The organism is Gulosibacter sediminis (genome assembly GCF_014904065.1).
Lineage (GTDB): Bacteria > Actinomycetota > Actinomycetes > Actinomycetales > Microbacteriaceae > Gulosibacter > Gulosibacter sediminis.
In genome coordinates this window covers 456-27,209 of sequence record NZ_JACXJG010000024.1, presented here as the reverse complement: position 1 = coordinate 27,209, position 26,754 = coordinate 456, and the positions used below count along the sequence as shown (strand labels likewise).

The window sequence follows — 26,754 nt, the reverse complement described above, 5'->3', positions numbered from 1 at the left end:
GCTGGCGCTGGCCGCCCGAGAACTCGCTCGGGTAACGCGAGGCCTGCTCAGGGAGGAGGCCCACCGTCTTGAGCAGCCAGTCGACCCGCTCATCCATCTGCTCGCGCGTGAAGTTGTGCACTTCCATCGGCTCGCGCAGGATGTCGCCGATCGGCATGCGCGGGTCGAGCGACGCCATCGGGTCTTGGAACACCATGGCCATCTGTGCGCGCAGGTCGAGCTTCTCACGGCGCGACAACGTGCCGACGTCGCGGCCGTCGATGCGAATCGAGCCCGCCTGCGGCTTGTCGAGCTTCATGATTTCCATGATCGTGGTGGTCTTGCCCGAGCCCGACTCCCCCNACGAGCGCGAGCGTCTCGCCCTCGCGCAGGTCGAGGGTCACACCGTCGACGGCGCGCACCTCGCCCACGCGGCGCTTCACGAGCGCGCCCTTCGTGAGCGGGTAGACGCGCTCCAGCTGGTCGAGTTCGAGCACCACGTCGCGCTCCTCGCGCGGCGTGTGGATGTGCGTCTCGGCAAGCTCGGGCAGCGGGAAGATCTCCTCGCCCGCGCGCAACTCGTTGCTGTGATGGCACGCCGCGAAATTGCCCTCGACGTTCGTCGGTTCGAGGTCGGGTTCGACGGTGCGGCACAGCTCGGTCGCGATCGGGCAGCGCGCGGCGAACGGGCAGCCCTGCGGCAGCCGGATGAGCGAGGGCGGCGTGCCCTCGATCGGCGTCAGCGGCGACTTCTCGGTCGCGTCGATGCGCGGCACCGAGGCGAGCAAACCCTTCGTGTAGGGCATGCGCGGGTCGGCGTAGATCGAGTCGACGTCGCCGAACTCGACGGCCTTGCCCGCATACATGACCATGACGCGGTCGGCGAAACCGCTCACGACGCCAAGGTCGTGCGTGATGAGCACGGTCGCTGCGCCCGTCACTTCCTGCGCCGTCTCGAGCAGGTCCATCACCTGCGCCTGAATCGTCACGTCGAGCGCCGTCGTCGGTTCGTCGGCGATGATCAGATCGGGGTCGTTCGCGATCGCCATCGCGATCATCGCGCGCTGGCGCATTCCGCCCGAGAACTCGTGTGGGTACGACTTCGCGCGCAGCGCGGCGTTGGGGATGCCGACGGCGTCGAGCAGCTCGACCGCGCGCTTCTCGGCGTCGGCCTTCGACGAACCCTTGTGAATCATGATGGTCTCGGCGATCTGCTCGCCGATGCGGTACACGGGCGTCAGCGCCGAGAGCGGGTCCTGGAACACCATCGACACGGTCTTTCCGCGCAGCTTCGACAGCTGCGCATCCGTCTTCGTCAGAAGCTCCTCGCCCTGAAGCTTGATGGAACCGGAGATGCGTGCAGAGTCGGGCAGTAGCCCCATGACGGCGAGCGACGACACCGACTTACCAGAGCCTGACTCGCCCACGATCGCAAGCGATTCGCCGGGGTACACCGAGTAGCTCAGCTTGCGCACCGCCTGCACGACGCCCGCCTCGCTCGGGAACGAGACCGAGAGGTCAGAAACTTCGAGAATGGGTTGCGTTGTCATGTCTAGTGGCCCCGTCCGCTCGTCGGGTCAAGGGCGTCGCGCAGCGCCTCGCCGACCATATTGATCGAGATGACGAGCAGCGCGAGGATGGTCGCGGCCGGCACCCACGTGTGGGGGAAGGCAATGTTGTAGCCCTGCAGCACCGAGCCGAGCGAGAAGTTCGGGTACAGGATGCCAAAGCCCAGGAACGACAGGCCGGTCTCGGCGAGGATCGCGCCACCGACGCCGAGCGTGGTGTCGATGATCATCCACGACGAGATGTTCGGGATGATGTGGCGCATGATGATCTTGCGGTGCGGCACACCCATGAACCGCGCCGCCTGCACGTACTCCATGTTCACGACACCCTGCGTCAGCGCACGAAGCACACGCGCCGTGAGCATCCACGAGAAGATCGCGAGCAGCGGCACCATAAGAATCCAGTGCGCGCCCTGCAGGATCGGGCTGAGCAGCAGCATCATGAGCAGGGCCGGCACGACGAGCAGGAAGTTGATGAGGTTGACGACAACCCAGTCAAGCGCGCCGCCGAAGTAGCCGGCAAGCGTGCCGAAGAAGGTCGCGAGCACCGTCACGACGATGGCCGTGCCGAAGCCCACGACGAGCGAGATGCGCAGGCCGGCCATGATCTGGGCGAAGAGATCCTGCCCCTGGGCGTTCGTGCCGAACCAGTGGTACTGGCTCGGGCCCTTGAGCTGGTTCGCGTAGTCGTACTCGATCGGCGTGTACTGGTACACCATCGGCAGGAAGATCGCGCAGAGCACGAGCAGGCCGAGCACGCCAGCGCCGATCCAGAACGACGGCATGCGGCGCATGCGGCGCCAGACGAGGGTCGCGCGGCCGACCGCAGCGCGGCGGGTCAGCGGCTCGGAGACGCCGCCAACGGAAGTGTCGGACTGACCGAGGTTGATGACATCGGTCTCAGAGTCGGTGGCGGTGACGTCGGGAACGGCGACGCCGACTCCCGAGGGTCCGTTGCTGGAGCGATTACGACGGGCCATGGGTATCACCGGATCCTCGGGTCGAGCACGGCTTGGATGAAGTCAGCGAGCGTGGCGGCGATGAGCGTGAGGATCGCCGTGTAGAGCACAACGGCGGCGGTGCCGTTGACGTCGGCGATCTGCATCTGCACGAGTGCCCAGTTGCCGATGCCTTGCCAGTTGAACAGACGCTCCACGAAGAATGAGCCGGAGAAAGCCCCCGCAAACGCGTAGGCGAAGTACTGCCCCATCGGAATCAGCGCCATGCGGAAGCCGTGCTTGCGCATGGCCTGCCGCTTGGTGAGGCCCTTCGCGCGGGCGGTGCGGAGGTAGTCAGCGCCGAGCACGTCGAGCGTCGTCACCTTCATGTAGCGCGAGTAGCTCGCGACCCCCATGAGGGCGAGTGCGATGGTCGGCAGAACGAGCGCGAGGATCTGGAAGGAAATGTCGTCCCAGCTGCCCGGCACGGCGTTCGGGTCAATCGCGTTCACCGAGGGGAAGCCAAAGCCGGTCGCGCCCCGCATCGCCATGGTCGCGCCCTGCAGGACGAGGATGATCACGGGCGTCGGCAGCGCGAGTACGACGAAGCTGATGAACGACACGGTGCGGTCGCTCAGCTTGCCGCGTTTGACGGCCGTCCAGGCGCCGAGCACGATGCCGCCGATGACACCGATGAGCGTGCCGAGCACGACGAGTCGAAGCGAGATGCCAACGCGGCTGATGACCTGGGGGAAGACGGGGAGCGCCTTCTTGTCAGTGCCGGTCGTGACGCCGAACTTGTCCTCCCACGGCGCGGTGAAGAGGTTGCCGAGCCAGTTGAGGTAGCGCTGCCAGACCGAAACATCGGGGTTGATGTTTCGTGCGTCAAAGTACGCCTGCTGAACGTCGAGTGGAATCGGTCGGCCGCCGGCCGTGTTCGGTGGGTACATCACCTCTTGCGGATGCAGGAGGGAGGACGCGAGGAGATAGGCAAGCGACGTGGCCAGAAAGGCCAAAATCGCATAGTTAAGGAATCTCCTGAGCAAAAAATTTGGAAAGCGCCATTGCGTAACTACACCGGTTGAGACTGATGTGGGAGACGCCGTCGTGCAGCGACCCCCGAACAGCTATTGAGAAAACTCACACCGATTAGGCAGTGAACTCTCAACAAACGTTCGGCGCAGCTTACGTTAGTCCATCACTCGCCGCGCTGGGCAGATTGCGCGACACTTGTTGCGATATTGCTACCAAGAATCTCGTCAAGCAACAGTACGGTTCCGTGGGCATCTGCCAAAGGCAGCGTCCAATTCGGGTATTCGCGGAAGGTTCCGGGCTGATTAATCGGTCGGCGATCCCCCGCCATGTCCGCGAGCGACACGCCGAACAGCTTCGCGCTGGATGCGGCCATGCGCTTGTGCAGGCCGAGCACGAGATCCTCGGTGCTCGCGTTTTCCCCGACGAGGCCGTCGTCGACAAGCTGCTGCCGGTACGCGTCGACAAGCTCCTGCTCAGCAGCGCGCTCCTCCTCGACCGAGCGGGTCAGCAGACCGAGCTGGTTGCGAATGTCGACGTGACGAAGCTCGAGGAAGCCCGCGGTTGGCGGCAGGTCGTGCGTCGTCACCGAAGCGAGACACTCGCGTCGATAGTGCTCTGGCCGCTTCGGGGTGCCGTCGTCTTCGAACTCGAACCACATGATCTGTGTGCCGTAGACCTGACGTTCGGCCATGACCTCGCGCGTGAGTTCACTCACGACACCGAGGTCTTCACCTATCACGAGCGCGCCAGCGCGCTCGGCCTCAAGCAGCAGCGCCCCGATCATCGCTTCGTGGTTATAGCTGACGTACGTGCCTTCACTCGCGTCGCGCCCCTCAGGCACCCACCAGAGTCGGAACAGGCCAAGGATGTGGTCGATGCGCAGCGCGCCCGCCCCGGCGAATGCCGCGCGCAGCACGTCACGCAGTGGCTCGTAGCCGAGCCGCTCGAGCGCATCCGGACGCAGCGGCGGCTGCGACCAGTTCTGGCCGAGCTGGTTGTACTGGTCCGGCGGCGCGCCGACCGACACACCCCGAGCGAGCGAGTCGACGAGTGACCATGCGTCGGCACCCGAGGGATGCACGCCAACCGCGAGGTCATGCATGACGCCGATGCGCATCCCAGCATCGCGCAGCCGCTGCTGCGTGGCCGCACCCTGGTCGCGCAGCACGAACTGTACCCAGCAGTAGAACTCGACTCGCTCGGCGTGCTCCTGCCGGAAAATATCGACGGCCTCACCGCGCGGCGAGCGGTACTCTTCGGGCCAGTCACGCCAATTGCCACCGAGTTGCTCGCAGAGCACCGTCCAGGTGGCGAAGTCGATGAGCCCCTGCCCCTCGAGTTCGCAGAACGCGCCGAAGTCGTGCCAGCGCCCCTCGTCACCGTGTCGCGCCGCGTCGTAGCACAGACCGAGCGCCTCGCGCTTGGCGAGCCAGGTGCCATCGCGGTCGATGACGTCGCGATTGTGGTTCTGTCGGCAGAACATCGCGAGCTCGGCGAGTCGCTGGCCGGCCTCCTGGCTGACGGGCTCGGAGGCGACGAGGTCGTCAATGCTGATGAGGCTCGGGTCGAGGAACCGTCGCGTCGTCGGCAGGTAGGGCGAGGGCTCGAGGGGCGTGACCGGCGACGGCGCGTGGAACGGGTTGACGAGCACGAAATCACCGTCATGCTCGGCGCTCCACTCGCCGAGTGTGCGCAGGTCACCGAGGTCACCGAGCCCCNCACGAGCGCGAGCTGCGCGCCTGGTAGAGCTGGGCCATGAGCCCCCACACTGGCTCGGGCACGTCGAAGTTGCTCGCGTCGGGTGCGCTGATGAGTGTGCCGCGCGCCTCGATGATCGGCTCGCTTGCGCCGCGCTGACGGCGTGCGCTCACATCGAGCACGGCGCGCGCCTCGGGCGAAATCTCGGCGCCGTCGAGGGTCGCGACGACCTCGTGCCAGCCGGCGGGGATGCGCGCGGGCAGGGCAAACTTTGCCTCGCCCACGGCGAGACCGTTGACCTCGTGCGGGGCAACGAAGTGATNCGAGCTGCTCGAGCTCGACGCGGCCACCCTCTTCGAGTTCGACGGCGAGCTGCACGCTCGCGCCATCAGGCACGTGGACGAGTACCTCGGTCGACTCGCCGACGCGCGTCACGACGGTCGGTGGCACCACGTGCCGCCAGCGGCGATTCGCCAGCTCGGCCAGGGCGGTGCGCGCCAAGTCGTCGGACGAGGCGTCAACGTCGAGTGCCCCGAGCACCGAGATCAGCGTTTCGTCTGATACCTCTCGATGTTCACCGAGCCAGTCGGTGAACTCGGTCGCAATGCCGAAGTGGCCGGCAAGTTCTTGAAGTACATCGTGGGAAACCGCAGCAGTCACAAGCCTGAGTGTATGTCGCTGCCGTGACGTTCGCTTAGCTGATGCTGAGTTCGTCGCCGTCCTGCGTCACGGTGAGCTCGGGCAGCGGCTCCAGCGCAGGCCCCGCTACCGGCTCGCCCGTCACAAGATCGAAGTAGCTGTTGTGGCAGCCGCAGTGGGCGCGATCGCCCTGCACATCCGAAAGCACGCATCCCTTGTGGGTGCACACGGCCGAAAACGCGTGGAACTCGCCCTCGACTGGCTGCGTCACGAGCGCCTTGTACTGCGCAAGCACGATGCCGCCGCCGACCGGCACCTCCGACGCCGGCACCGTGAACGGCGCGGTGGTCTCGCCGGCCGCGCCGCCCGACTCACCACACGCACTGAGCAGCGCGGCGAGCGCGACACCCCCGCCCGCAACGGCCGTCGTGCGCACGAGCGCGCGACGGCTCATCAACCCAGCAGCAGCGGCGTCAGACGTCATGTCCTCAGCGTAGTCACTCGAGCGCGCGGCCGCGCTGCTCGGGCAGTACGAGCGCCGCACCCGCGGCAATCGCGAACGCAATCGCGAACACGGTGAACACGGGCACGATGCTGCCGCCGCCGACCGCGACGAGCGCCGGCACGAGCAGGGGCGCGATGATCGACGCAATGCGCCCGAACCCGGCTGCGGCACCCGCGCCGGTGCCCCGGATGTTCGTCGGGTAGAGCTCCGGTCCGATCGCGTAGAGCGCGCCCCAGGCGCCGAGGTTGAAGAACGAGAGCAGGCACCCCGCTGCGATGATCCAGCCCTCACCAAAGCCACCCGAGAGTCCATAGAAGGCTGCGGCCACGGCCGAGCCGGCGAGGAACACGGCGAGCGTGCCGCGTCGGCCCCACACCTCGATGAGCCAGGCGGCCACCGCATACCCCGGCAGCTGCGCGAGCGTGATGATCAGCGTGAACTGGAACGACTTCACGAGGGTGAACCCATCGGCGACGAGCAAGCTCGGGATCCAGATGAAGGCCCCGTAATAACTCAGGTTGATGCAGAACCAGATCGTCCAGAGGGCGATCGTGCGGCGGCGCAGGGCAGGCGACCAGATGTGCGGCCGCTCCACCGCATCGGACTCGTCGACTGCATCCGCCCGTGCCGGCGGCTGCTGCTCAGCTTCGCGGATGCGCTGCAGCGTCTGCTGCGTCTCGGCCGAGGCCTCGAACTCGCGCACAATGCGCTCGGCCTCGTCGACCCGGCCCCTGCCCTCGAGGAACCGCACCGACTCCGGCAGGCCCATCCGCACGACAATCGCGTAGGCGGCGGGCACCATGCCGAGGGCGAGGGCCCAGCGCCAGCCTTGCTCGCCGCTCGCCACGACGAAGGTACCGACGAGCGCCGCGAGGATCCAGCCGACGGCCCAGAACGCCTCGAGCCAGACGACGAGTCGACCGCGGATGCGCTTCGGCGCGAACTCCGACACGAGCGTCGAGGCGACCGGCAGTTCGGCGCCGAGCCCGAGCCCGACGAAGAAGCGCAGCACCATGAGCAGGGCCGCGCCGCTCGCCAAAGCCGAGGCACCGGTCGCCAAGCCGTAGATGATCAGTGTGATGGCAAACACCTGGCGACGGCCGATGCGGTCGGCGATGAGCCCGCCAAGCGTCGCGCCGACAGCCATGCCGACGAAGCCGAGCGACGCGATCCAACTCGCCTCGCCCGTCGTCACAATCTGCTGCTCGATCAGTGCAGCGATGACGAACGAGATGAGGCCGACATCCATAGCGTCGAGCGCCCAACCGACGCCGCTGCCGAAGAGCAGGCGACCGTGCTTGGCGGTGAACGGGAGACGATCAAGTCGCTCCGAGCGGGAAGGGGCAATGCGTGCCGCGTCATTGACGGCGGGTCCTGTCATTCGATCAGCATATTCCCACGCCCGAGCTGTTGCGGTTTGTGTTACGTCAGGCAACTGCGGCCGCCCAGATCCGAACGCGCTCAGCGGCCGCGTGATGAAGTGGCTCGGTGCGCGACCGGACGCGCACCGAAAGGACCGGCGCAGATGGCAGCAGCGAGTTCGGGATTCAGCGCCGAGCAGCGGCGGCTGCTGCCGACGATTCTCGTACCCGCGTTCATGTCGCTGCTCAGCGTTTCGATCGTCAACGTAACGCTGCCCGCCATCGGTGATTCGCTCGACGCGAGCACCTCGGGCCTGCAGTGGGTGATTTCGGGCTACGCGCTCGTGTTCGGCGTGCTCCTGGTCGCCTCGGGTCGCGCCGGGGATGTGTGGGGTCGCGGCCGATTGTTCGTGCTCGGCCTCGCCGTGTTCGGCCTCGGCGCTCTGTGTTCGGGTCTCGCGCCGAACATCCTGGTGCTCAACCTCGCGCGGGTCATCATGGGCATCGGCTCGGGCCTGCTCAACCCACAGGTCACGGGCATCATTCAACAGTTCTTCCAGGGCGAGCTGCGCGGTCGTGCTTTCGGCGCCTTCGGCGGAATCGTCGGCATCTCGGTCGCAATCGGACCAATTCTCGGTGGCGGGCTCATCGCCATTTTCGGCGAGGAAATCGGTTGGCGAGCCTCGTTCCTTGTCAACGTGCCCATTGCGATCGCCGGCATCTTCGCCGCCCGCGCCTACCTGCCCGCGTCAACGTGGCGGGCCCTCGCGATCGACGACCCGAGCGCGACGACACACGAGATCCCCGTCATCACCGACGCGAACGCATCCCTCGTGCGGCGCACCCGCTCGGACTTCGACCCGGTCGGTATGGTGCTGCTCGCCTTCGGCACGCTGTTCGTCATGCTGCCGTTCATGGAGGCGGCGCTCGGCTGGTGGGTGTGGAGCTCGCTCGTGCTCGGCGTAGGCCTCGTCGTGCTCTGGGTTCGGTGGGAGCTGCGCTATCGGGCCAAGGGGCGCACGCCGATGGTCGACATGGAGCTGTTCCGCACCCGCTCGTTTTCAAATGGCGCGCTGCTGATTGGGCTCTACTTCGTCGGCAACACGAGCATCTGGTTGCTCGTCGCGCAATACATGCAGCGCGGCCTCGGGCACGACGCCTTGACGGCCGGCATGGTCGGTCTCCCCGCTGCCCTGGCCGGCGCGATCACCGCACCGATCGCCGGGCGCTACGTCGTACGCATCGGTCGGATCATGGTGCTCTGGGGCTTGCTGCTCGTCGTGCTCGGTCTTGGCCTGAGCATCGCCGTCGCGCTCCTGCATGGCACGGCGGGCGTGAGCGAATGGTGGCTGCTCGGCACGCTCGCGCTCACCGGCATCGGCCAGGGTCTCATCGTCTCGCCGAATCAGACGCTCACGCTCGCCGACGTGCCGCTGCGTTATGCGGGCAGCGCCGGTGGCGTGCTGCAGACCGGGCAGCGCATCGGTACTGCGATCGGCATTGCCGTGATCACGAGCATCGCGTTCAGCATGGCCGCATCCAGTGGCTGGGACAACGCCCTCGCCATCGGCTTCGCCGCGATTATCGTGGTCGCGGCGCTGGCGATCCTCGTCGCGCTCATGGACCTGCGGGGCACCCGCAACTCCATGAGCTAACCCAAATTCGGCGCTATTCTGCGCCGAGGGCGGCGACGCACTTCGATGCTGCCTTGCCGCCGAGCATGCCGACGTGCACCGCGAGCACCGAGCCGTCACCGAAGACGATGACGATGCGGCCGGGCTCGAGGAAGCGCGAACGCTTGAAGACCTTGCTGAGGCTGTCTCGCTCGCTCTGCCACTCGAGCTCGGGCTCGTCGAGGTTGTTCACGTCGACGGCCATGAGGCGCTGGTCGGTGATCAGCAGCTGGCTGGTCGGCGGTTCGAGCGCCTTGCGCAGCTGCGAAGCTTGGCTGCCGCGCCAGCCGTAGTAGGAGCCGCCGTCGAGGAGCTCGAGAACGCGACGTTCCCAGGTCTCCTCGTCGTCGTTGTTCTGCAACGCGGCCGAGCGGTCGGTTGCGACGTCCTCGCCCGCGCGCTCGTCGGCGTCATCAAACCGGAAGTCAGTGAGTTCAGATTCACTGTCGACGCACCGGGCCATCTGCATGACCAGCGGGTGCTCTCCNGTTACGCATGAGCTCAGCGACATGCGGTGCAAAAGTAGGGCTTGAAGTGGACACGATGGTCAATCGTGGCACTTTTTCTCGCGGCGCGCTACATCCTCGCCGTTGCAATCAGGTCAACACGTTCGCGCACGTAACTTTCCAACTCCGTTGCCTGCTGCAGCGAGCATGCCGCAGCCCAGCGAACCACGACGGCGCCGTGGCGCAGGCTCACCGGGTTGCTCGCCTCGTCGATTACGCCAAGCGGTGTCGAGGCGTAGTGCACCACGGTGCCCTCGGCGAAGCCACCGCGAATGGCCGCATGCCGCAGCTCGTCGCGCTCGCGCGCCGACTCTGAGGTGTAGCCGAGGATGGGCGGGGGCTCGTGCGCGCGCAGGCTAGGCCCAGCACCGAGGAACTCTGCTGGCTCGCTCGCGCGCAGGAGCAGCACGCCGAGGCGCCAGACTTCCCCGACTTGCTCGATACGGGCGGGCCGGGTTCCGAGGAGTCGGCGCCGTGGCGCGACGAACTCTCCCAGGGCCTCGGGTGCGACGCCACCCGCGCGCAATTGTGTCGCGGTGGCCGCCGCGACGGCGCGCAGGTGGTTTTGCGCTTCGCCCATGCGGTTCCCCTCTCGTGCGGCCCGACCGTGCCAAGATTTACACATGTCCGACGTCAGCCGCCACTCCGCTCCGCTCAAGTCGAATGTCCACGACACAGCGCTCGTGATCGAGGGAGGTGGGATGCGGGCAAGTTACACCTCAGCCGTGATCTCGATGTTCATCCGCGAGGGCATCTGGTTCGACTGGGTCGGTGGCATTTCGGCGGGCTCGAGCTGCGTCGCGAACTATCTCTCGCGCGACGAGTGGCGCACGCGCCAGTCGTTTGTTGACTTCGCGGCCGACCCGAACTTTGGCAACATGCGCACTTGGTTGCAGGGCAAGGGACTCTTCTCGTCGGAGTACATCTACGAGCAGACCGCCGCGCCCGGCAAGGCGCTCCCCTACGACTACGACACCTATCTCGCCAACCCCGCCGACTTCGCGGTCGGGGCGTTCGAGATGCGCTCCGGTCGAGCCCAGTACTGGTCTCGCAGCGACATCCACGAGCTGTACGACCTGCTCGTGCGGGTGCGCGCTTCATCGTCGCTCCCGCTGCTGATGCCACCGGTGGAGATTGACGGCGAAGTCTTTGTCGACGGCGCACTTGGCCCGACAGGCGGCTTCGCGATCGATGCTGCAAAGGCGGCCGGCTACGAGAAATTCCTCGTCGTCATGACCCGCCCTCGTGACTACGTCAAGCCGCCGGCGAAGGTGACGGGCTTCTACCGAAGCACCTTCCGCAAGTACCCCGCCATGGTGAACGGCATTCTGCAGCGTCCGCGCCGCTACAACCACACCCGCGCCGAGCTCTTCGACCTCGAGGCCGAGGGCCGCGCCTACCTCTTCACGCCCACCAACCTAGGCGTTTCGAACAGCGAGACGAACGTGCGCAAGCTTCGGCAGCAGTACGCACTCGGCGAGGCCCAGGCCGGTCGCGAGCTCGATGCGATGCGCGCGTTCCTTGGCCTATAGCCTCGCCGGTGGACTAGCGAATCGCGGCGCGCTACTGCAGCGCGGCAACCGCCTCGTCGTAGTTCGGCTCCTGCTTGATCTCGGGCACGAGCTGCGTGTAGGCGACCTTGCCCTGCTCGTTGATGATGAGGACCGAGCGGGCGAGCAGGCCGGCGAGCGGGCCATCCTGCTGCACGACCCCGTAGTCTTCGCCAAAGCTCGAGCGGAAGGCGCTCGTCGCGACAACGTTCTCAATGCCCTCGGCGCCGCAGAAGCGGGCGAGCGCGAACGGCAGGTCGCGCGAGACGGTGACGACGACCGTGTTGTCGAGTCCGGCGGCAATCTCGTTGAACTTACGCACGGAGGCGGCGCAGACGCCGGTGTCAACCGACGGGAACACGTTCAGCACGACGCGCTTGCCGGCGAAGTCTGACAGCTTGACGTCGCTGAGGTCGGTGCCGGTCAGCGTGAAGTCGGGCGCTGCAGCGCCGACCTCGGGCAGCTCGCCGGACGTCGTGACGGGGGAACCCTCAAATGCAGTGGTAGCCATGGCGCCAGTCTGACAGTCGCGAATGGCGAACGGCTGAGTACGCCGCTCGCTCGATACACTTTCGTAATGCCCGAACTCATTTCACGCATGCGCCGCTTCGGCACGACAATCTTCGCCGAAATGTCGAGGCTCGCCCACGAGCATGGTGCGATCAACCTCGGGCAGGGATTCCCCGACACCGACGGGCCACGCGAGGTACTCGAAGCGGCCGTGGCGGGCATCCGAACGGGTGACAACCAATACCCGCCCGGGCGTGGCGTGCCCGAACTGCTCGACGCCATCGCAGCGCACCAGCAGCACTATTACGGGCTGCGGTACGACCCCGCCAGCGAAATCCTTGTGACGGTCGGCGCCACCGAGGCATTGAGCGCGAGCCTGCTCGCGCTCTGCGAGCCCGGCGACGAGGTGATCGCGTTCGAGCCCTTCTACGACGTCTACGACGCGGCGATCACGCTCGCTGGCGGCACCCTGGTGCCCGTGCGGCTCGAGGCGCCCGAGTTCACGATNCGACCCCGCCCGGCTCGAGGCCGCGGTGACCGAGCGCACCAAGGTCATTCTGCTCAACACCCCGCACAATCCAACTGGGCATGTCTTTGGCCGCGAGGAACTGCAGCAGATCGCTGACGTCGCTCTGCGCCACGACCTCGTCGTCATCACCGACGAGGTCTATGAACACCTGACGTTTGACGGGCGGGAGCACACGCCGATCGCGATGCTGCCCGGCATGCGCGAGCGCAGCATCCTGATTTCGTCGGGAGGCAAGACCTTCGCCACCACCGGGTGGAAGGTCGGCTGGGTCTGTGCATCTCCCGACCTCGTCACCGCAGTCACGACCGTGAAGCAGTTCCTCACTTTCGTCGGCCCGGCGCCGATGCAGCGCGGCATCGCCGCGGGCCTGCGGCTGCCGGATACGCGCATCGCCGAGATTCGCGACAGCTTGCAGCGCCAACGCGACGTCCTCGTCGAGGCGCTTGAGGTCACCGGGATGCGCGTGCACGTGCCCGAGGGTGGCTACTTCATCGTCGCCGACGTCGGGCCCCTCGGCGTGACCTCGGCCATCGACTTCTGCCGCAAACTCCCCGAGCGCGTCGGCGTGGCCGCGGTGCCAATGACGGTGTTCTACCGCGACGCGACTGGCGTTGAGACGCTGGTGCGGTTCGCCTTCAGCAAACGCGTCGAGGTGCTCGAGGAAGCCGCCAGCAGGCTAGCGGCGCTCGGCACGTCGATCTAGCGCGCTACTGTAAGCGCACCTCTCTATCGAAGGATCCAGATGGCTATCGGTCTCGTTGCACTCCTTGATGACATCGCGGCGCTCGCCCGCGCAGCCGCGGCAAGCGTCGACGACGTCGCCGGCATGGCCGCCAAGGCCTCCGCGAAGGCAGCCGGCGTCGTGATCGACGACGCTGCGGTGACGCCGCAGTACGTTGCTGGGCTGAGCCCGGCCCGCGAGCTGCCGATCATCTGGAAGATCGCACGCAACTCGCTCCTCAACAAGCTACTGCTCATCCTGCCCATCGCCCTTTTGCTCGCCGAGTTTTTGCCGATGCTGCTGCCGCCTCTGCTCATGCTCGGCGGCGCATACCTCTGTTTCGAGGGCGCCGAGAAGCTCATTGAGAAGTTCTGGGGTGGCCACAGCGAGGCGGGCGAAACCACAACGGCCACCCGTGACGAGAAGTCGATCGTGGCGAGCGCGACGCGCACCGACATCATCCTCAGCGCCGAGATCATGGTGATCTCGATGAACGAAGTGCTCGACCAAGCGTTCTTGGCGCGGCTCGCGATCATGGTGATCGTCGCGATCCTCATGACGGCGGTGGTCTACGGCGCCGTGGCGATCCTCGTGAAGCTGGACGACGTGGGGCTCGCGATGAGCAAGTCGAGTCGCGCACCTCGGGCAAAGTTCGGGCGCGGCCTGACGAACGTCATGCCGCATGTGTTCGACGTCATCGCCTGGGTCGGCACCATTGCCATGCTCTGGGTTGGCGGCCACCTCTGGCTTGTCAATCTCGCCGAGCTCGGTGTCACCGCGCCGTATGAGTTCGTGCACCACCTCGAGAGCTTTGGCGAGGCCGTACCTAGCGTCGGTGCCGCGCTCGCTTGGCTCATCAACACGGCCTGCTCGTTCGTGCTTGGCCTCGTGCTCGGCAGCGCGATTGTGGGTGTGCTGCACCTGCTGCCCTTCGGCAAATCGGCGAAGCCCGAGGCCGCAGAGGGCCACTAACCCGCTGTCGGATGCTCCGGGTTCGGCTGGTCAAGGAAGTACCGCAGGGTCGCGAGGAATCGCTCCGGCTGCTCCGAGTGCACCCAGTGCCCCGAGTCGCGAATCGTCACCTTGCGCACGCGCGGGAACAGCGCCCGCATCAGCGCGTCGTCTTCCTCGCGGATGTAATTCGACTTCTCCCCCGCGATCCACAGGACCGGGCCGGTGTACGGCGGCGCCACGAACTCCGGCCAGCCGAGGATCTCATCGAGGGCACCCGTGAGCATCGCGAGGTTGGGCTGCCAGGCGTAGCTGCCTCCGTTCGCGGGACGCAGGTTTTGCAGCAGGAACTGGCGAATCGTGGTGTCGGGAATCCGGTCGAGCAGTTGCGCGTCGGCGTCGCTGCGGCGGGTCACGGTGGTCAAATCGACCGTCATCATGCTCGTGAGCAGGTGCTCGAAGCCGCCTGGTGAGCTGCCGGATGCACCAGGTGCAATGTCGACAACCGCGAGCCGCTCGATCAGCTCCGGATGACGCAGCGCGAGCACCATCGCGGCCTTGCCACCCATCGAGTGACCGACGAGCGCGACCGACTCGAGCTTCCCATCCGAACTCGCAAATTCATCGCGCACCACTTCCGCGAGCGCGTCGGCCATGTCGAGGTAGCTGAAGGATTCTGTCCAGGCCGACTCGCCGTGATTCGGCATNACGAGCAGGCTCGTGAACTCGTCGCCGAGGCTGCGGGCGATCGCGCCGAAGTTGCGGCCTCGCCCCATGAGGCCGTGGAAGAACACGAGCTTTCGCGCGCCCGAACCGACCAGTTGATACGCGATGTCACCCATGATGCTCGAGCCTAGTGCCGCCCGACACATCGATCTCGATCGGGTACTTGCGCCGGCGCCGATAAAGGAGGAATATCGTCGCTCGTGAAAACCCCTGGCGGCGCCCTTCGCCCCACTAAATTGTCTGCGCTCGCACTCGCCGCACTCGGAGTCGTGTTCGGCGACATCGGCACGAGCCCCCTGTACTCGCTGCAGACCATCTTTGCGATGCATAACGGGGCGGTGCAGCCGACCGAGCGCGACATCCTCGGCATCATTTCGCTCATCACGTGGTGTCTCATCATCATCGTGTCGGTGGCTTACGCGGGGTTCATCCTCCGCGCCGACAACGATGGCGAGGGCGGCATCCTGTCGCTTGCCGCGCTCATTCACCGCAAGCTCGGCACCGGCACGGGGCGCGCGAGGGCCGCCCTGGTGCTCTCGGTGGTCGGGGCGTCGCTCTTCTTCGGCGATTCATTCATCACGCCCGCGATTTCGGTGCTGAGTGCGGTCGAAGGCCTCGAGACGGTGAACCCGCAACTGACCACGTGGATCGTGCCGCTCGCGCTCGTCATCCTCACCGTGCTCTTCGCGGTGCAACGCTGGGGCACCGGGGTGATCGGTCGGGCGTTCGGCCCCGTCATGATCGTGTGGTTCGTCGTGCTGGCGCTGCTCGGCGCGGCCCACATCCGCGAAGATCTCAGCATCCTGCGCGCCGTCTCCCCCACCTACGCGATCGAGTTCGTGTTCGCGAACCCACTCATCGGCTTCTTTGCGCTCGGCGCGGTCGTGCTCGCCGTCACCGGCGTCGAGGCACTCTACGCCGATCTCGGCCACTTTGGCCGGCGCCCCATCGTGCTCGCCTGGTTCGCGCTCGTCATGCCGTCGCTTCTGCTCAATTACTTCGGGCAGGGCGCCATGCTGCTCGCCGACCCCTCGACCGCATCAAACCCGTTCTTTCACCTCGCGCCGGCGTGGGGCCGCATCCCCCTCGTCATCCTCGCGACGCTCGCCACGGTGATCGCTTCGCAGGCGGTGATCTCGGGGGCGTTCTCGGTGGCCCGGCAGGCGGTGCGACGTTCGTTGCTGCCACGTCTCCGCGTCAAGCACACGTCACGGAACAACATGGGGCAGATCTACCTACCGCTCGTGAACTGGGTGCTGTTCGTCGGCGTCGTGCTGCTCGTCGTGACATTCCGGAGTTCGACCGAACTCGCCGCCGCCTATGGGCTCTCGGTGACCGGCACGATGCTGCTCGAACTCTCGCTGTTCCTCCTCCTCGCACACGCCGTGTGGCAGTGGCCGACCTGGCGGGTGGTGCTGCTCGGCGCGATCATCGGCGGCCTCGAGTTGCTGCTCTTCGCCGCGAACGCGATCAAGATTGCCTCGGGCGGTTGGGTGCCGCTCGCCATCGCGGCGGTGTTCACTACGATCATGCTGACCTGGCGCCGGGGTGCCGAAGTGCTGTTCGGCAACCGTGCCAAGCTCGAGGGGTCCCTGCCGGAGTTCGTGAGTGGGCTGCGGCGGGATGCGGTGCAGCGGGTTCCTGGTGTCGCGGTCTACCCGCACGGCAACCCCGAGACTGTCCCGCTCGCACTGCGCGGCAATGTGAAGTTCAATCGCGTGGTGCACGAGCACGTCGTGATCATCACGATGGTCCACGTCGCGGTGCCCTATGTGGCTCGCTCCGACCGCATCGTCACCATCCCGCTCGGCGACCCCGACGACGGCATCGTCCAGGTGCTCTATCGGATCGGCTTCAACGACTACCAGGATGTGCCGCGGGCGCTGCGTCAGGCGATCGACCACTCGCCGGAGTTGCACTTCGCCCCGGAGGACGCCATGTACGTGCTCTCGGTGTTCCGCATCGAGCCCGGCCGCTCGCGAGTGATGGCCCGGTGGCGCAAACAACTTTTCCGCTGGCTCGAGCGCGGTTCGGCGAACCGCACCCATGTGCTACGCCTCCCGCCCGAACGCACGATCATCGCGGGCGCCGAGGTGGAGTTTTAGCCGCGCCGGTCGAGTTTCTCTCAAGGTGACTGCGTAGCCTCGCGAGCACCAAGCGTTCGGGCGCCCGACCCGACGTCGTGGCGAACGAAGGAAGCACATGTCACAGCTCGACTCGCAAGACATCATCGACTTTCCCGGCACGCCCACCGTGGTGGTGCGGGTCACCGACTACCCGGTGGCTGAGATGCAGCAGTTCATGGACCCGGCGTTCACCGCGCTCGGCGAGGCGATCTCGGCCGGCGTGTTTGTGCCGGTCGGACCGGCCTTCGCTCGACACGAGTACGTGCCGACCGAGACCGCCTCGTTCGAGGTTGGGTTCCCGGTCACCGCGCCGCTGCACGAACCCGTGACGTTCGGCGACTACGAGGTCGTTCCGTCAGAACTGCCGGCCGGTCGCATCGCCATCGCGAAGCACCGTGGCGGCTACGACTCGCTCGGCGACTCGTGGGGCGCCTTCATGCAGTGGGTCGAGCAGCAGGGGCTCACCGCCGGTCTGCCGTTCTGGGAGGCCTACGACACCGAGCCCACGCCCGAGATGAACCCCGACGACCTCATCACGGGGCTCGCGGTTCCCGTCTCCTAGTTCGCGGCCGCGGGCAGCTTCCCGGCAGGGTCGTTGCCGCAGGTGCAATAGAGCTCGAGGCCGTTGAGCAGGATCGTAATTTCGGTCTCGAAGTCGTCATCGGCGGCAATCGAGTTCGCCTCGGCCTCGAGCGGGTAGCCTCCCCCGAGCTCGAGGCGCATCTGCTCGCGCCGCTCGTTCTCGAGGTGGCGCTGGCGCCCGAGCGACGCGCGCCCCGAGAGCCAGATCAGGATGATGTTGCGCGCGTACCGGGGCGCCACCCCGGCTGTCTGCGCGTACGACAGGAGCATTTCGGCAAACTCGAACGACTCCTGGCCGAGCCGAGACTGGTGTTGAAAGAGGTCGAGTAACTCGCCCGAGTGCGTCTTTGCAATGCCTTCAAGCAGGCCGCGCAGACCACAGCGCCCGCATGCAGTGTCGGGCGTCGCGGCGGGCAGCACGAGGCCGAGTTGGCGCTCTTTTGCCTCGTGCCACACCGCATTCATCGACTGAAAATAGGTATAGATGGCGTTCGGCGCCACCCCGAGCTCGCGTGCAACCATGCGCAACGACACCGCGCTGATGCTGCCTTCGCGTTTCAGAACGCGCATCGCTGCGTCGAGGATCACCCGCTGATCAATATCGCCCCGAGGGCCGCGTCTTGTCATAGTTCATCAACTGTACTCATGAGGGTGCATGTATACGTCGCGGCGAGCCGCAGTGCGTGAATGCCTCAGTCAAGGCCGCCTCAGGATCGGCAAGCAGCGTGCGCTGAGGCACCGCTGCAAACCTCAGATTGCGGTTCTGCACGACCATGCTGCCCGGAGTGAAGCTACCACTGGTCCAGTTGCAATATGGAATCGCCCATGCAGTCGGGATGTCGCTGAAGTCATCGCTCACGGTGAGTCAGCCCGAGTCACTAACTCGGACGTCGAACTGGTCGCCGAAGTCCGCGCCGAGCCTTACGGCATCGACCCGAGATGCGGCATCGAACCGTGCGAGCCCGGTGCCTTCGACACCCGGTAGCGCATCCTTCTCGGCACGGAATTGCACGGTCGAACCGCCCCGATTTCGACGTGGCCCGACCGCACACTCTTCCGTACCGACCATTTGATCTGTAGAATTGACTGCATGTTCGAATTGTCAGCTCCCAAGCACCGTGCTGGCGCCCGCGAATGGGCNCGCGCTCGCGGTGCTCGTGCTCGCCGTGACGCTGCTCGCAATCGACGGCACCGTGCTCTCGCTGGCCGTTCCGTCGCTCAGCGAATCACTGCATCCCACCGCGACCCAGCTGCTCTGGATCGGCGACATCTACTCGTTCGCCCTCGCGGGCTTGCTCATCACGATGGGGAACGTCGCCGACCGCATCGGACGCAAGAAACTCCTGCTGCTCGGCGCGCTTGGCTTCGGCGTCGCGTCGGCGGTTGCGGCGTTCGCGCCGACCGCCGAGGTGCTCATTGCCGCCCGCGCGGTGCTCGGCCTCAGCGGCGCGACCCTCATGCCGTCGACACTGTCGATCATTCGGCACATGTTCCGCGTGCCGAAGCAGCGCACCCGCGCGATCGCCATCTGGTCGGCCGGTGCGGCCGGCGGCGCTGCCCTTGGCCCCCTCGTCGGCGGCTTCCTGCTCGAGCACTTCTGGTGGGGCTCGGTGTTCCTCATCAACATCCCCGTCATGATCGTGCTCGTCATCGCCGGCGCCTGGCTGCTGCCCGAGTCGAAGAACCCGACCGCGAACTCGATCGACGTGCTCTCGTCGGTGCTCTCGATCACGACGCTCGTGCCCATCATCTACGCGATCAAGGGGCTCTTCAGCGGCGACTTTGGCGTGATCGCCATTGCGATGCTCGTCGTCGGGCTCGCGAGCGGCTGGTGGTTCATCCACCGGCAGCGGCACCTCGCAACGCCGCTATTCGACCTCGAGCTCTTCAAGGTGCCCGCGTTCCGCGGCGCGGTCGTCGCGAATGGCCTGTCGATCTTCGCGCTCAGCGGGCTGCTGTTCTTCTTCTCGCAATACCTCCAGCTCGTGCGCGGCCTGGAGCCGCTGCAGGCGGGGCTCGTCGAGCTCCCGGCGATGGTTGCCTCGATGATCGTCGTCGTGTTCGTCGGCATGTTCGTGGCTCGCCTCGGCATGGGTGGCAGCATCGGCATCGGCCTGCTCGGCGCCGCCCTCGGCCTCGCGGGTATCGCCGTCGCCGAGGGACTCGAGGGCTACGTCGTGCTCATCGCAGCGCTCGTCATCGCCGGCTTCGGCATCGGGCTCGCCGCGACCGTCTCAACGGACGCGGTGGTCGGCTCAGTCCCCCGAGCTCGCGCCGGCGCCGCCTCGGCGATCTCCGAGACCGCCTACGAGCTCGGCGTTGCCCTCGGCATCGCGATCCTCGGCTCGATCATGACCATTGGCTACCGCCAGCGGCTGCCCGACCTCGGCGAATTGCCGGGCGACACGCAGCACGCGGTCACCGAGTCGCTCGCGGGCGGACTCGAGGCGCTCGGCGACACGAACGCCGGCCTCGTCGAGCAGCTGCAACATGCGTTCATCGGTGGCATGCAGTTCANCGGCACTGGTCGCGGCGGGTATTCTCGTGGTCGCCGGCATCAGTGCCTGGCGCACGATCCCTCGCAAGTTCGAGGTCGACGAGCAGACCGGCACGATTGAAGTGGTGACGCAGCGGTGACGAGCGAAACAACACGTAACTCCGAGCGTACGCGGCGAGAGATCCTGACCGCAGCGCGAGACGAGCTCAAGGTGCGAGGCATGGCCATGTCGCTGCAGCATGTCGCGACCACCGCTGGCATCTCGAAGAGCGGCCTGTTGCACCACTTCGCGAGCAAGAATGAGCTCCTCCTCGCTGTACTCGAGGAGTACCTCGTCAACATCCGTCAGGGTGTGCGCGACTACGTCGATCTCGCCGAGAACCGCCCCGGTAAGACGCTCCGGGCGTACGTGCGAGCCCTGTGCGATCCGGAGTCGACGCTGCGGGTGGAGTTCGGGAACTTCGCCGACATCAGCATGCACCTCGGCGATGTCCAGGGCGTCGACGCTCTGGAGGAAGAAGACAACCTCTACTGGCGGGAATTTCTCGCGAACGATGGGCTCGACCCCGAGCGCATCTTGCTCGTGCGCTATGCCGCCGAGGGCCTCGCGAACGCGAGCTGTTATGACCCCGCCGTGTTGGCCGAAGATCTGCCGCGCGCGCTGCCCATGCTGTTGCGCATGACCGAGGAGTAGCTACTCGCCGCCCCACTGTGTGAGTTGTTCGGCGAGCAGGACGATGATGCCGCTTGGCCCGCGCAGATACGTGAGCAAGAGAATCTCGCGGTAGTTGGCGACACTGCGCAGTGGCGTGCAGCCGTGCCGGGTGGCGATCGCGCGCGGTCACCGAGGGTTCCCACAGGCATGCCCTACACTCGCGGCGTGACCACCGAAGCAGCTGCCGCACACCTGGCCGCGGTGGATGCGGCCGTCGAGTTCGCGATTGAGCGGCGTGGCTTGCTCACTGCCCGCGACCTTGCCGACCATGCCGGTTACAGCCCGTTTCACTTCTCACGGCTCTTTCTCGCCCGCACCGGAATTGGCCCCGGACAATACCTCTCTGCCCTCCGCATCGACGCGGCGAAGCGGCTGCTGCTCGCCGATCGCGACCCCGTGATCGACGTCGCGGCGGCGGTCGGCTTCGACTCGCTGTCGAGCTTCAGTCGCCGGTTCAAGGAGTCGGTCGGTGTCGCTCCCGCGCGACTGCGCCGGCTCGCCGACGAGGTTGCGGATCGCCCGCCGAGGCCGATCGCGCTTGTGCCGGATGCTCCGGCGTCGGCCTGCGTTCGGCTCGAGTTGCCGGCGCAGTTCAGCCCGCGCGGCGATGCCAGCGTCTGGATCGGCTGGTACCCGCAGCCCGCGCCGATCGGTCTGCCCAGCGCAGGAATGCTCGCCGCCGGAGTCCCGGAGGTCTCGCTGCCGCTGGCGCCGAGCGCACCGTACTTGCTTGGGTTCGCGGTCGAGGCGCACAGCGATGCACCCGAGCAGCTCGTACCGGCGCGGCCGATGGTCGCAGTGCATCCGAGCCCAATCACCGGGCCGTGCGAGGTGACGCTTCGCTTCGCGGCCGCAACTCCCGGGCAGGTGCCGCTGCTGTCGGCGCTGCCCGTGCTGTGTCGACACGTGCACAATTAGTGCCCAGGCGTGGGATGTCCGCACTTTTGGACAAACTTCGCCCGCACCACGTTCATACAGTGGGCAGCAGAGCGCGGCACCGACGCCGCGTCGCACCCCACAGGAGGAATCATGGCTCGCGCACTCGGCACCTCGACATGGCTCGACCTCGGCTCGACCGATTTGGCCGCCGCCAAGGAGTTCTACACCGGTCTGTTCGGTTGGCATTTCGACGACGCCGGTGAGGAATTCGGCCACTACAACATGGTCTATAGCGGCGAGACCCTTGTCGGTGGCGCCATGGACGTCGCCGGCATGACCTGCCCGGCGGGCGACCCACTCCCCTCGTCGTGGGGCGTCTACCTCGCCGTTGACGACGTGGATGCGCGGGTCGCGACCGCGGTCGAGCACGGCGCCACCGTCGTGGTCGAGCCTGGCGATGCCGGCGACGCGGGTCGCTTTGCCGTGATCCTCGATCCGACCGGAGCCGCGATCGGACTCTGGGGTGCCGGCACAATCGACGGCTACGAGTTCACCGGCAACCCGGGATCCCCCGTGTGGTTCGAAGACATGAGCCTCGAGTTCGACCGGTCGAGCGAGTTCTACACGAAGGTGTTCGGCGCCAACCTCGTGCCGATGGGCGAGCCAATGGAGGGCGACAGCTTCCGCTACGCAACGAACGGCGCTCCCGACAGCGCGACCTGGGGCCTCTGCGACGCAGCTGGGTTCATGCCAGCCGATGCAGCTGGCTGGCGCATCTACTTCGGCGTCGAGGCGAGCGAAGCTGCCATCGCCCGCGTGCAGGAACTCGGCGGCAAGGTGCTCGACGGGCCGACCGACTCCCCATTCGGACGCATCGCCACGATCGCCGACCCCACCGGCGCGACGTTCCAGATTTCGGCTATGAGCGAGGCCGTCCCCGAGTCCTAGCCCGACTCGCTGTTGGGTCGCTCCGGCGCGTTAGGTGTCGGGGCGGCCCAGCGCCGCCAGGCCGGCCCGGCGCATCCGCTCGGTCATGGCGTCACCGCGCGAACGGTCCAAAGTAGACGAGCGCCGTGTTCACCGCGGCGATCACGCCGAAGGCGATACCCCACCCGAGGTTCGTGACAATGCCGAGGGGACCACCCCGGCGCCGAGAATGACAATTCTCAGCACGACCTCGAGCGCGGGCACGTCGAACACCGATTGTGGCGAGACGAAGAGCGCCCTCAGGGCGACGGCAACCACCAACACGGCGACGAGGCCGATCCATTTGTGCAACAGCGGACCGCCGGAGCCGAGCTGCCAGCCCCAGATGCCAAGGCTCACAAAGGCGACCACCTCGACGAGGAACGCCACGATGTCGTTCGCGTTGACGTCGCCCATGTCGCCCCCTCGCTCGGGTGTCTTCCCGCGTCGGGTGATCCTACGTTGGCGGGTAACGCGCTCCCAGCTTGCTACGCCGACACCGCCACCGTGGCCGCGCTCCGCATGCGCGCGACGAGATCGTCGAGCCAGGCGCCGACGTTCTGTCGGGCTTCGAGTGTGTCGGGGAATCGGCAGCGCAGGTGAATTCCGGCGTGGTCGGTAATGAACCAAATCATCACGCCGTCAGTGCGAATTCCGGCGCCAATGTATTGCGCATCGAGCACCTGCGGGTCGAGCGACACCGGCAGGCGGCGCATGTCGAGCCACGACACCGCAAACATGCCGGGCACCTCGGGCATGCCGCCCCAGGGCGCCATGACCTCTTCGAGCGGATGCGAGCCGAGGCGCAGCGACTCCTTGATCGCGGCCGAGCAGGCGGCGGGGTCGGCGTCGTCAGACTCGAGAATCGAGTTCGTGATGAACCAGCCGACCGAATCGTGCCAGCGCTCTTCGTACCGGCTGTGCACGGGGAACAGCACGCGCAGCGGTACGCCTGCCAGCGACCGGGTCGTGCTCGTCATGGCCGAGATGGTCAGCGCGAGCGCCGAGCCCCCGCGTTGCCTCGCGGTGTTTGAGAACGCGACGAGGCCGTCGTGGTCGAGCACGTCGCGCACCACGACCCGCTCGGGCTGCGGCGCGGGCGCGCCGAGCGGCAACGGGAAGGCCGGCATGCCGCCGTTGCCGGCGTCGATGAGTTCTCGCCAGCGCGCGTGAATCTCGGCGGGCGCGGCCGGGCGGTCGCACAATGCCTGCGTGTGCTCGGCGAACGCGGGGGCGTCTATGATCGTCGGCCGCTGCCCAGAGTGCACTTCCGCGAGCGCGTCGAGCAGGTCGCGGACGACGACGAGCATCGACCACATGTCGACGTGCGTGTGGTCAGACGCGATGACGAACGTCGGCCCATCGGCCGTTTCGATCACGCAGAGGCGGTGCGATGGCCCCGACAGGGGGCGGCAGTGCGCATCCAACACGCCCTGCAGGGCCGAGTTCATCGTCTGCCCCGGCGCGATCTCGTGTTCGACCCAGGTGCCGGGGCCGAAGGACACCTCGTGCAGCGTTGGCGTGCCGGTGCCCTCATCGACGAACGCGGTGTGCAGCGTGCCATGCGTCGCAACCACGGCCCGCCACGCTTCGGCGAGCTCGTTGCGATCGACCTGCTCGGTCAGCCGAAACGTGATGCCCATCCATGAGCCCGCCCGGTCGCCGAGGCTGGCGTGCCGCGCCTGGTCGAAGGATGCGGGCAGGGCGCGTCCCAGCGCCGCCACCGGAAGTTCGTAGCTGTGCAACGGTCCGAATGGCAGGTTGAGGTAGGACACGTGCGTGAGACGCATGGCGCTACTATATGCGCAACACAGCGCGGGTAGGGATGGCGGCGAGATGCACAAATTCGAGGTTCCCGGGGCGAGACTCGCCTGGGCGTTCAGTGACGAGGACGGCCAGCCGGTGGTGCAGTTGCACGGTCTCACGTCGAGCCGTTCGCGCGACCGAGTGCTTGACCTCGACCTCGGACGCGGGCTTTCAGGTACCCAGCTGCTGCGCTACGACGCGCGTGGCCACGGGCACTCAACCGGCCGCGCGGTGCCCGACGACTATCGGTGGACGACACTGGCGGACGACCTGCTGCGACTGCTCGACTACTGGTTCCCGGGCGAGCGCGTGCACGGGGTTGGCCCGTCGATGGGCACGGGCACGCTGTTGCACGCCGCGGTGCGCGAACCCGATCGGTTCAGCGGCTTCACGCTGCTGCTGCCGCCCACCGCGTGGGAGACCCGGGCCGAGCGGGCCGACGAGTACGAACGCGCGGCGAAGTTCATCGAGCAGCACGGCGTCGCGCGGCTCATCGCGGCGCACCGCTCGATGGAGCAGCCGCCCGCCTCGGTCGGGCACCCCGACAGCGTGCCGCACGTGAGCGAGCAGCTGCTGCCGTCGGTGTATCGCGGGGCCGCGCTGAGCGATCTTCCTTCGCCCGAACAGCTCGCGTCGCTGACCCAGCCGACGACGGTGCTCGCGTGGATCGACGACCCGGCGCATCCCGTCTCAACCGCCGAGGCGCTCGTATCGCTCATGCCCAACGCGACACTGCAGGTCGCCTCGAGCCCCGCTGATGTGCAGGAGTGGCCGGCCGTACTCGCCGCGGACGTCGCCCGGGAACACGGCTCGGACGTCAACGACGAAGGCGTCGACTGAGCCTTCGTCACCACCGACGACTTCAGCTGCATCCGGCCGAAACTGACCCATGGCGTCGGGGTCCACTCGTGCCCGCACACCGGGCACACCAACGGCGCTCCCTGCTCATAGGTGTAGGCCTCCGAGCACTCGGGGCAAGGGGGAAGCGTTACCTGGTCAGACGCCGAATTGCACCTTCACGGTGGTGCTTGACGCCCGTAAGATTACGCTATCGCTGGCCTCGGCTCGCGCGCTGCCGGCGTCGAGGTCACTCCGCACGCTCAGCAGCGGCCCCGCGCGGACGGCTTCCGAACCGGTTGACCGCGCAGCAGATCTGCGGGTGCGCAAGGCACCTCCGGGTCTGTGGCGTAGTGTCGCCGAACAACCACGCCGCGTCCTGGCGCCGTGGACTGGCGTCCCTGAACGCCGACGTTGGAAGGGCACTCGCGATGCCGCAGTACATCATTTACTTCAACCAGCAGTGGGTCGGCGAGCATAGCCTCGAGTGGTTTGCCGAACGCGGCCCGCTCGCCGCCGCTGCCGTCGAGGAGATGCGGAAGGCCGGGGTGCTCATATTTGCCGCAGGCGTCGATGACCGCGTGGATACGGCGGTCACCGCCGAACCGACCGGCGCCGGAGCAAAGATTACAAACGGACTCTTCGCCGAGTCGGAGCAGCACCTCGGTGGCTTGACGCTCATCGAAGTCGCGGACGACGCTGCGGCCGCCGATTGGGGCGGCAGGCTGGCCGAGGCCTGCGGCTGGCCGCAGCAGATTCGCCGCGTCGACTGACCGAGCTACAGGATGGGCGTCGTGGGCTCGAGGAGCTTGCCTTCGTGCGACCAGATGTAGATCACGTCGTCGCCCGGCAGCAGGACGAGAGCGTCGCCACTGCCGTCGCCGTTGTCGTCCTCATCCTCGGCCTCGGCCTCGGCCTCGGCGCCGTTGTCCGCGAGCAGTCGTTCGCGAAGCGTTGCCGGGAGAGTCCGGCCGAGCGACCAGAGCGGTGGAGTTTCAGACCTGCGCGACCGCCGCGAGCGGATTGGTGACAAAGCCCCATCCCTCGACAAGCACGAGCTCATCGTGCCTGGCCCGCGCCTGTTCGTCGCCGCTGCGATCTGCGAGCCGGTCACTTCGTCACCTGGGATCTCGACGCTTCGCCCCCATACCGATGAGGTTCTCCATGAAACACACCGGGCGAATAACTATGGCGTGCAGGCCGAGCGAAGCAAGGTGCTTCTCAGTTTCACGCTTCGACTCAACGTGTCCGATTCCCGAGTTTCGCTCCGCTCCGCCGACGCGGCCTGGGCGCCGCCGGTGCGACGAAGCTGCGGGCATGCTTTCACGACGAGATCACCAACATCATGACCGTCACGACGAGCGCAGTGTATGGGTGAACCAGATGTGCCAGATTGGACTCATATGAGCGCGGGCGTGAGGTGGATGGAGCGGCATCAGATCGTGCTCGACGTCGCA

General features: G+C 66.8%; 29 protein-coding genes and 2 pseudogenes. 13 read left to right on the top strand and 18 right to left on the bottom strand.

Going from position 1 to position 26,754, the window contains the following annotated elements; translation table 11 throughout:
* The 8 genes from ID132_RS15605 to ID132_RS11515 all read right to left on the bottom strand — a co-directional run.
* Nucleotides 1-298 (bottom strand): ATP-binding cassette domain-containing protein (locus tag ID132_RS15605; RefSeq protein WP_459562491.1); only part of this gene is annotated, 298 nt, incomplete at its 3' end.
* A complete protein-coding gene (locus ID132_RS11540) occupies nucleotides 225-1,529 on the bottom strand; it encodes an ABC transporter ATP-binding protein (protein ID WP_459562490.1) in 1,305 nt (434 codons plus the stop codon). The genes ID132_RS11540 and ID132_RS15605, both read right to left, overlap by 74 nt.
* 2 nt (nucleotides 1,530-1,531) lie before the next feature.
* Nucleotides 1,532-2,527, bottom strand: a complete 996-nt coding sequence (locus tag ID132_RS11535; RefSeq protein WP_211198408.1) for an ABC transporter permease — start codon at nucleotides 2,525-2,527, stop codon at nucleotides 1,532-1,534.
* A 5-nt stretch (nucleotides 2,528-2,532) separates the two neighbouring features.
* On the bottom strand, nucleotides 2,533-3,501 hold the full coding sequence (locus tag ID132_RS11530; protein ID WP_235988534.1) for an ABC transporter permease: 969 nt from the start codon (nucleotides 3,499-3,501) through the stop codon (nucleotides 2,533-2,535).
* 182 nt (nucleotides 3,502-3,683) lie between these two features.
* Nucleotides 3,684-5,216 carry a 4-alpha-glucanotransferase gene (malQ, locus tag ID132_RS11525; RefSeq protein WP_235988539.1) on the bottom strand — a complete coding sequence of 511 codons (1,533 nt, stop codon included), beginning with the start codon at nucleotides 5,214-5,216 and terminating at the stop codon, nucleotides 3,684-3,686.
* Between the two features lie 10 nt (nucleotides 5,217-5,226).
* Nucleotides 5,227-5,607, bottom strand: coding sequence for a hypothetical protein (locus ID132_RS14980; protein ID WP_459562489.1), 381 nt, complete (start codon nucleotides 5,605-5,607; stop codon nucleotides 5,227-5,229).
* Between the two features lie 305 nt (nucleotides 5,608-5,912).
* Nucleotides 5,913-6,341 (bottom strand): QcrA and Rieske domain-containing protein, encoded by a 429-nt coding sequence (locus ID132_RS11520; RefSeq protein WP_125106191.1) that lies wholly within the window; start codon nucleotides 6,339-6,341, stop codon nucleotides 5,913-5,915.
* A gap of 13 nt (nucleotides 6,342-6,354) precedes the next feature.
* Nucleotides 6,355-7,743, bottom strand: coding sequence for an MFS transporter (locus ID132_RS11515; RefSeq protein WP_125106192.1), 1,389 nt, complete (start codon nucleotides 7,741-7,743; stop codon nucleotides 6,355-6,357).
* 144 nt (nucleotides 7,744-7,887) lie between these two features.
* On the opposite strand from ID132_RS11515, the gene ID132_RS11510 reads away from it, so the two are divergent.
* A complete protein-coding gene (locus ID132_RS11510; RefSeq protein ID WP_125106193.1) occupies nucleotides 7,888-9,378 on the top strand; it encodes an MFS transporter in 1,491 nt (496 codons plus the stop codon).
* 13 nt (nucleotides 9,379-9,391) lie between these two features.
* Here the strand turns inward: ID132_RS11510 and ID132_RS11505 are convergent, their stop codons facing one another.
* On the bottom strand, nucleotides 9,392-9,865 hold the full coding sequence (locus ID132_RS11505; RefSeq protein WP_193128676.1) for a hypothetical protein: 474 nt from the start codon (nucleotides 9,863-9,865) through the stop codon (nucleotides 9,392-9,394).
* A 107-nt stretch (nucleotides 9,866-9,972) separates the two neighbouring features.
* The gene (locus ID132_RS11500; protein ID WP_125106195.1) at nucleotides 9,973-10,482 is read right to left on the bottom strand and encodes a glutaminase; all 510 of its coding nucleotides are present in this window, start codon (nucleotides 10,480-10,482) and stop codon (nucleotides 9,973-9,975) included.
* A gap of 43 nt (nucleotides 10,483-10,525) precedes the next feature.
* Between ID132_RS11500 and ID132_RS11495 the strand changes: the two genes are divergently transcribed.
* A complete protein-coding gene (locus ID132_RS11495; protein WP_125106196.1) occupies nucleotides 10,526-11,434 on the top strand; it encodes a patatin-like phospholipase family protein in 909 nt (302 codons plus the stop codon).
* A 31-nt stretch (nucleotides 11,435-11,465) separates the two neighbouring features.
* Here the strand turns inward: ID132_RS11495 and tpx are convergent, their stop codons facing one another.
* Nucleotides 11,466-11,963: a thiol peroxidase gene (gene tpx / locus ID132_RS11490; protein WP_125106197.1), complete on the bottom strand. Its 498-nt coding sequence runs from the start codon at nucleotides 11,961-11,963 to the stop codon at nucleotides 11,466-11,468.
* A 66-nt stretch (nucleotides 11,964-12,029) separates the two neighbouring features.
* Here tpx and ID132_RS14975 point away from each other — a divergent pair, with 66 nt between their 5' ends.
* Genes ID132_RS14975 through ID132_RS11480 form a run of 3 tightly spaced genes read left to right on the top strand, consistent with a single transcriptional unit; the run spans nucleotide 12,030 to nucleotide 14,184 of the window.
* Nucleotides 12,030-12,587, top strand: coding sequence for an aminotransferase class I/II-fold pyridoxal phosphate-dependent enzyme (locus ID132_RS14975; RefSeq protein WP_328744368.1), 558 nt, complete (start codon nucleotides 12,030-12,032; stop codon nucleotides 12,585-12,587).
* A complete protein-coding gene (locus tag ID132_RS14970) occupies nucleotides 12,496-13,194 on the top strand; it encodes an aminotransferase class I/II-fold pyridoxal phosphate-dependent enzyme (RefSeq protein ID WP_328744364.1) in 699 nt (232 codons plus the stop codon). The genes ID132_RS14975 and ID132_RS14970 overlap by 92 nt, the downstream gene beginning before the upstream one ends.
* A 39-nt stretch (nucleotides 13,195-13,233) precedes the next feature.
* Nucleotides 13,234-14,184, top strand: coding sequence for a DUF808 family protein (locus ID132_RS11480; protein ID WP_193128675.1), 951 nt, complete (start codon nucleotides 13,234-13,236; stop codon nucleotides 14,182-14,184).
* On the opposite strand, the gene ID132_RS11475 is transcribed toward ID132_RS11480, so the two are convergent.
* The gene (locus tag ID132_RS11475; protein ID WP_459562492.1) at nucleotides 14,181-14,939 is read right to left on the bottom strand and encodes an alpha/beta fold hydrolase; all 759 of its coding nucleotides are present in this window, start codon (nucleotides 14,937-14,939) and stop codon (nucleotides 14,181-14,183) included. The two genes, ID132_RS11480 and ID132_RS11475, sit on opposite strands and share 4 nt — an antisense overlap.
* 186 nt (nucleotides 14,940-15,125) lie before the next feature.
* Between ID132_RS11475 and ID132_RS11470 the strand changes: the two genes are divergently transcribed.
* Together ID132_RS11470 and ID132_RS11465 are read left to right on the top strand one after the other, a co-directional pair.
* On the top strand, nucleotides 15,126-16,994 hold the full coding sequence (locus ID132_RS11470) for a potassium transporter Kup (protein ID WP_211198407.1): 1,869 nt from the start codon (nucleotides 15,126-15,128) through the stop codon (nucleotides 16,992-16,994).
* A gap of 97 nt (nucleotides 16,995-17,091) precedes the next feature.
* Complete coding sequence (locus tag ID132_RS11465) at nucleotides 17,092-17,577, top strand: GyrI-like domain-containing protein (RefSeq protein WP_193128673.1); 486 nt, start codon at nucleotides 17,092-17,094, stop codon at nucleotides 17,575-17,577.
* Here ID132_RS11465 and ID132_RS11460 read toward each other — a convergent pair.
* Nucleotides 17,574-18,224: a TetR/AcrR family transcriptional regulator gene (locus ID132_RS11460; protein ID WP_268898531.1), complete on the bottom strand. Its 651-nt coding sequence runs from the start codon at nucleotides 18,222-18,224 to the stop codon at nucleotides 17,574-17,576. The genes ID132_RS11465 and ID132_RS11460 overlap by 4 nt on opposite strands.
* A gap of 491 nt (nucleotides 18,225-18,715) precedes the next feature.
* Between ID132_RS11460 and ID132_RS11455 the strand changes: the two genes are divergently transcribed.
* Nucleotides 18,716-20,215 carry an MFS transporter gene (locus tag ID132_RS11455; RefSeq protein WP_328744359.1) on the top strand — a complete coding sequence of 500 codons (1,500 nt, stop codon included), beginning with the start codon at nucleotides 18,716-18,718 and terminating at the stop codon, nucleotides 20,213-20,215.
* A 15-nt stretch (nucleotides 20,216-20,230) separates the two neighbouring features.
* On the top strand, nucleotides 20,231-20,788 hold the full coding sequence (locus tag ID132_RS11450; protein ID WP_328744357.1) for a TetR/AcrR family transcriptional regulator: 558 nt from the start codon (nucleotides 20,231-20,233) through the stop codon (nucleotides 20,786-20,788).
* On the opposite strand, the pseudogene ID132_RS14105 reads toward ID132_RS11450, so the two are convergent.
* Nucleotides 20,789-20,926: pseudogene (locus ID132_RS14105) on the bottom strand (VOC family protein); the annotation flags it as partial.
* Between the two features lie 48 nt (nucleotides 20,927-20,974).
* Between ID132_RS14105 and ID132_RS11445 the strand changes: the two are divergent.
* Nucleotides 20,975-21,727, top strand: a complete 753-nt coding sequence (locus ID132_RS11445; RefSeq protein ID WP_328744354.1) for a helix-turn-helix transcriptional regulator — start codon at nucleotides 20,975-20,977, stop codon at nucleotides 21,725-21,727.
* 111 nt (nucleotides 21,728-21,838) lie between these two features.
* Complete coding sequence (locus tag ID132_RS11440; protein ID WP_193128670.1) at nucleotides 21,839-22,636, top strand: VOC family protein; 798 nt, start codon at nucleotides 21,839-21,841, stop codon at nucleotides 22,634-22,636.
* Nucleotides 22,637-22,777: 141 nt separating this feature from the next.
* On the opposite strand, the gene ID132_RS11435 is transcribed toward ID132_RS11440, so the two are convergent.
* Together ID132_RS11435 and ID132_RS11430 are read right to left on the bottom strand one after the other, a co-directional pair.
* Nucleotides 22,778-23,071: a DUF2568 domain-containing protein gene (locus ID132_RS11435; RefSeq protein ID WP_125106208.1), complete on the bottom strand. Its 294-nt coding sequence runs from the start codon at nucleotides 23,069-23,071 to the stop codon at nucleotides 22,778-22,780.
* 71 nt (nucleotides 23,072-23,142) lie between these two features.
* On the bottom strand, nucleotides 23,143-24,444 hold the full coding sequence (locus tag ID132_RS11430; RefSeq protein ID WP_193128669.1) for a condensation domain-containing protein: 1,302 nt from the start codon (nucleotides 24,442-24,444) through the stop codon (nucleotides 23,143-23,145).
* 46 nt (nucleotides 24,445-24,490) lie between these two features.
* Between ID132_RS11430 and ID132_RS11425 the strand changes: the two genes are divergently transcribed.
* Complete coding sequence (locus tag ID132_RS11425) at nucleotides 24,491-25,300, top strand: alpha/beta fold hydrolase (RefSeq protein WP_193128668.1); 810 nt, start codon at nucleotides 24,491-24,493, stop codon at nucleotides 25,298-25,300.
* A 71-nt stretch (nucleotides 25,301-25,371) separates the two neighbouring features.
* Here the strand turns inward: ID132_RS11425 and ID132_RS11420 are convergent.
* Nucleotides 25,372-25,437: pseudogene (locus tag ID132_RS11420) on the bottom strand (alkylphosphonate utilization protein); the annotation flags it as partial.
* Nucleotides 25,438-25,728: 291 nt separating this feature from the next.
* Here ID132_RS11420 and ID132_RS11415 point away from each other — a divergent pair.
* The gene (locus ID132_RS11415; RefSeq protein ID WP_193128667.1) at nucleotides 25,729-26,070 is read left to right on the top strand and encodes a YciI family protein; all 342 of its coding nucleotides are present in this window, start codon (nucleotides 25,729-25,731) and stop codon (nucleotides 26,068-26,070) included.
* A gap of 5 nt (nucleotides 26,071-26,075) precedes the next feature.
* On the opposite strand, the gene ID132_RS11410 is transcribed toward ID132_RS11415, so the two are convergent.
* Nucleotides 26,076-26,330, bottom strand: a complete 255-nt coding sequence (locus ID132_RS11410; protein WP_211198406.1) for a hypothetical protein — start codon at nucleotides 26,328-26,330, stop codon at nucleotides 26,076-26,078.
* Nucleotides 26,331-26,754: the final 424 nt, after the last annotated feature.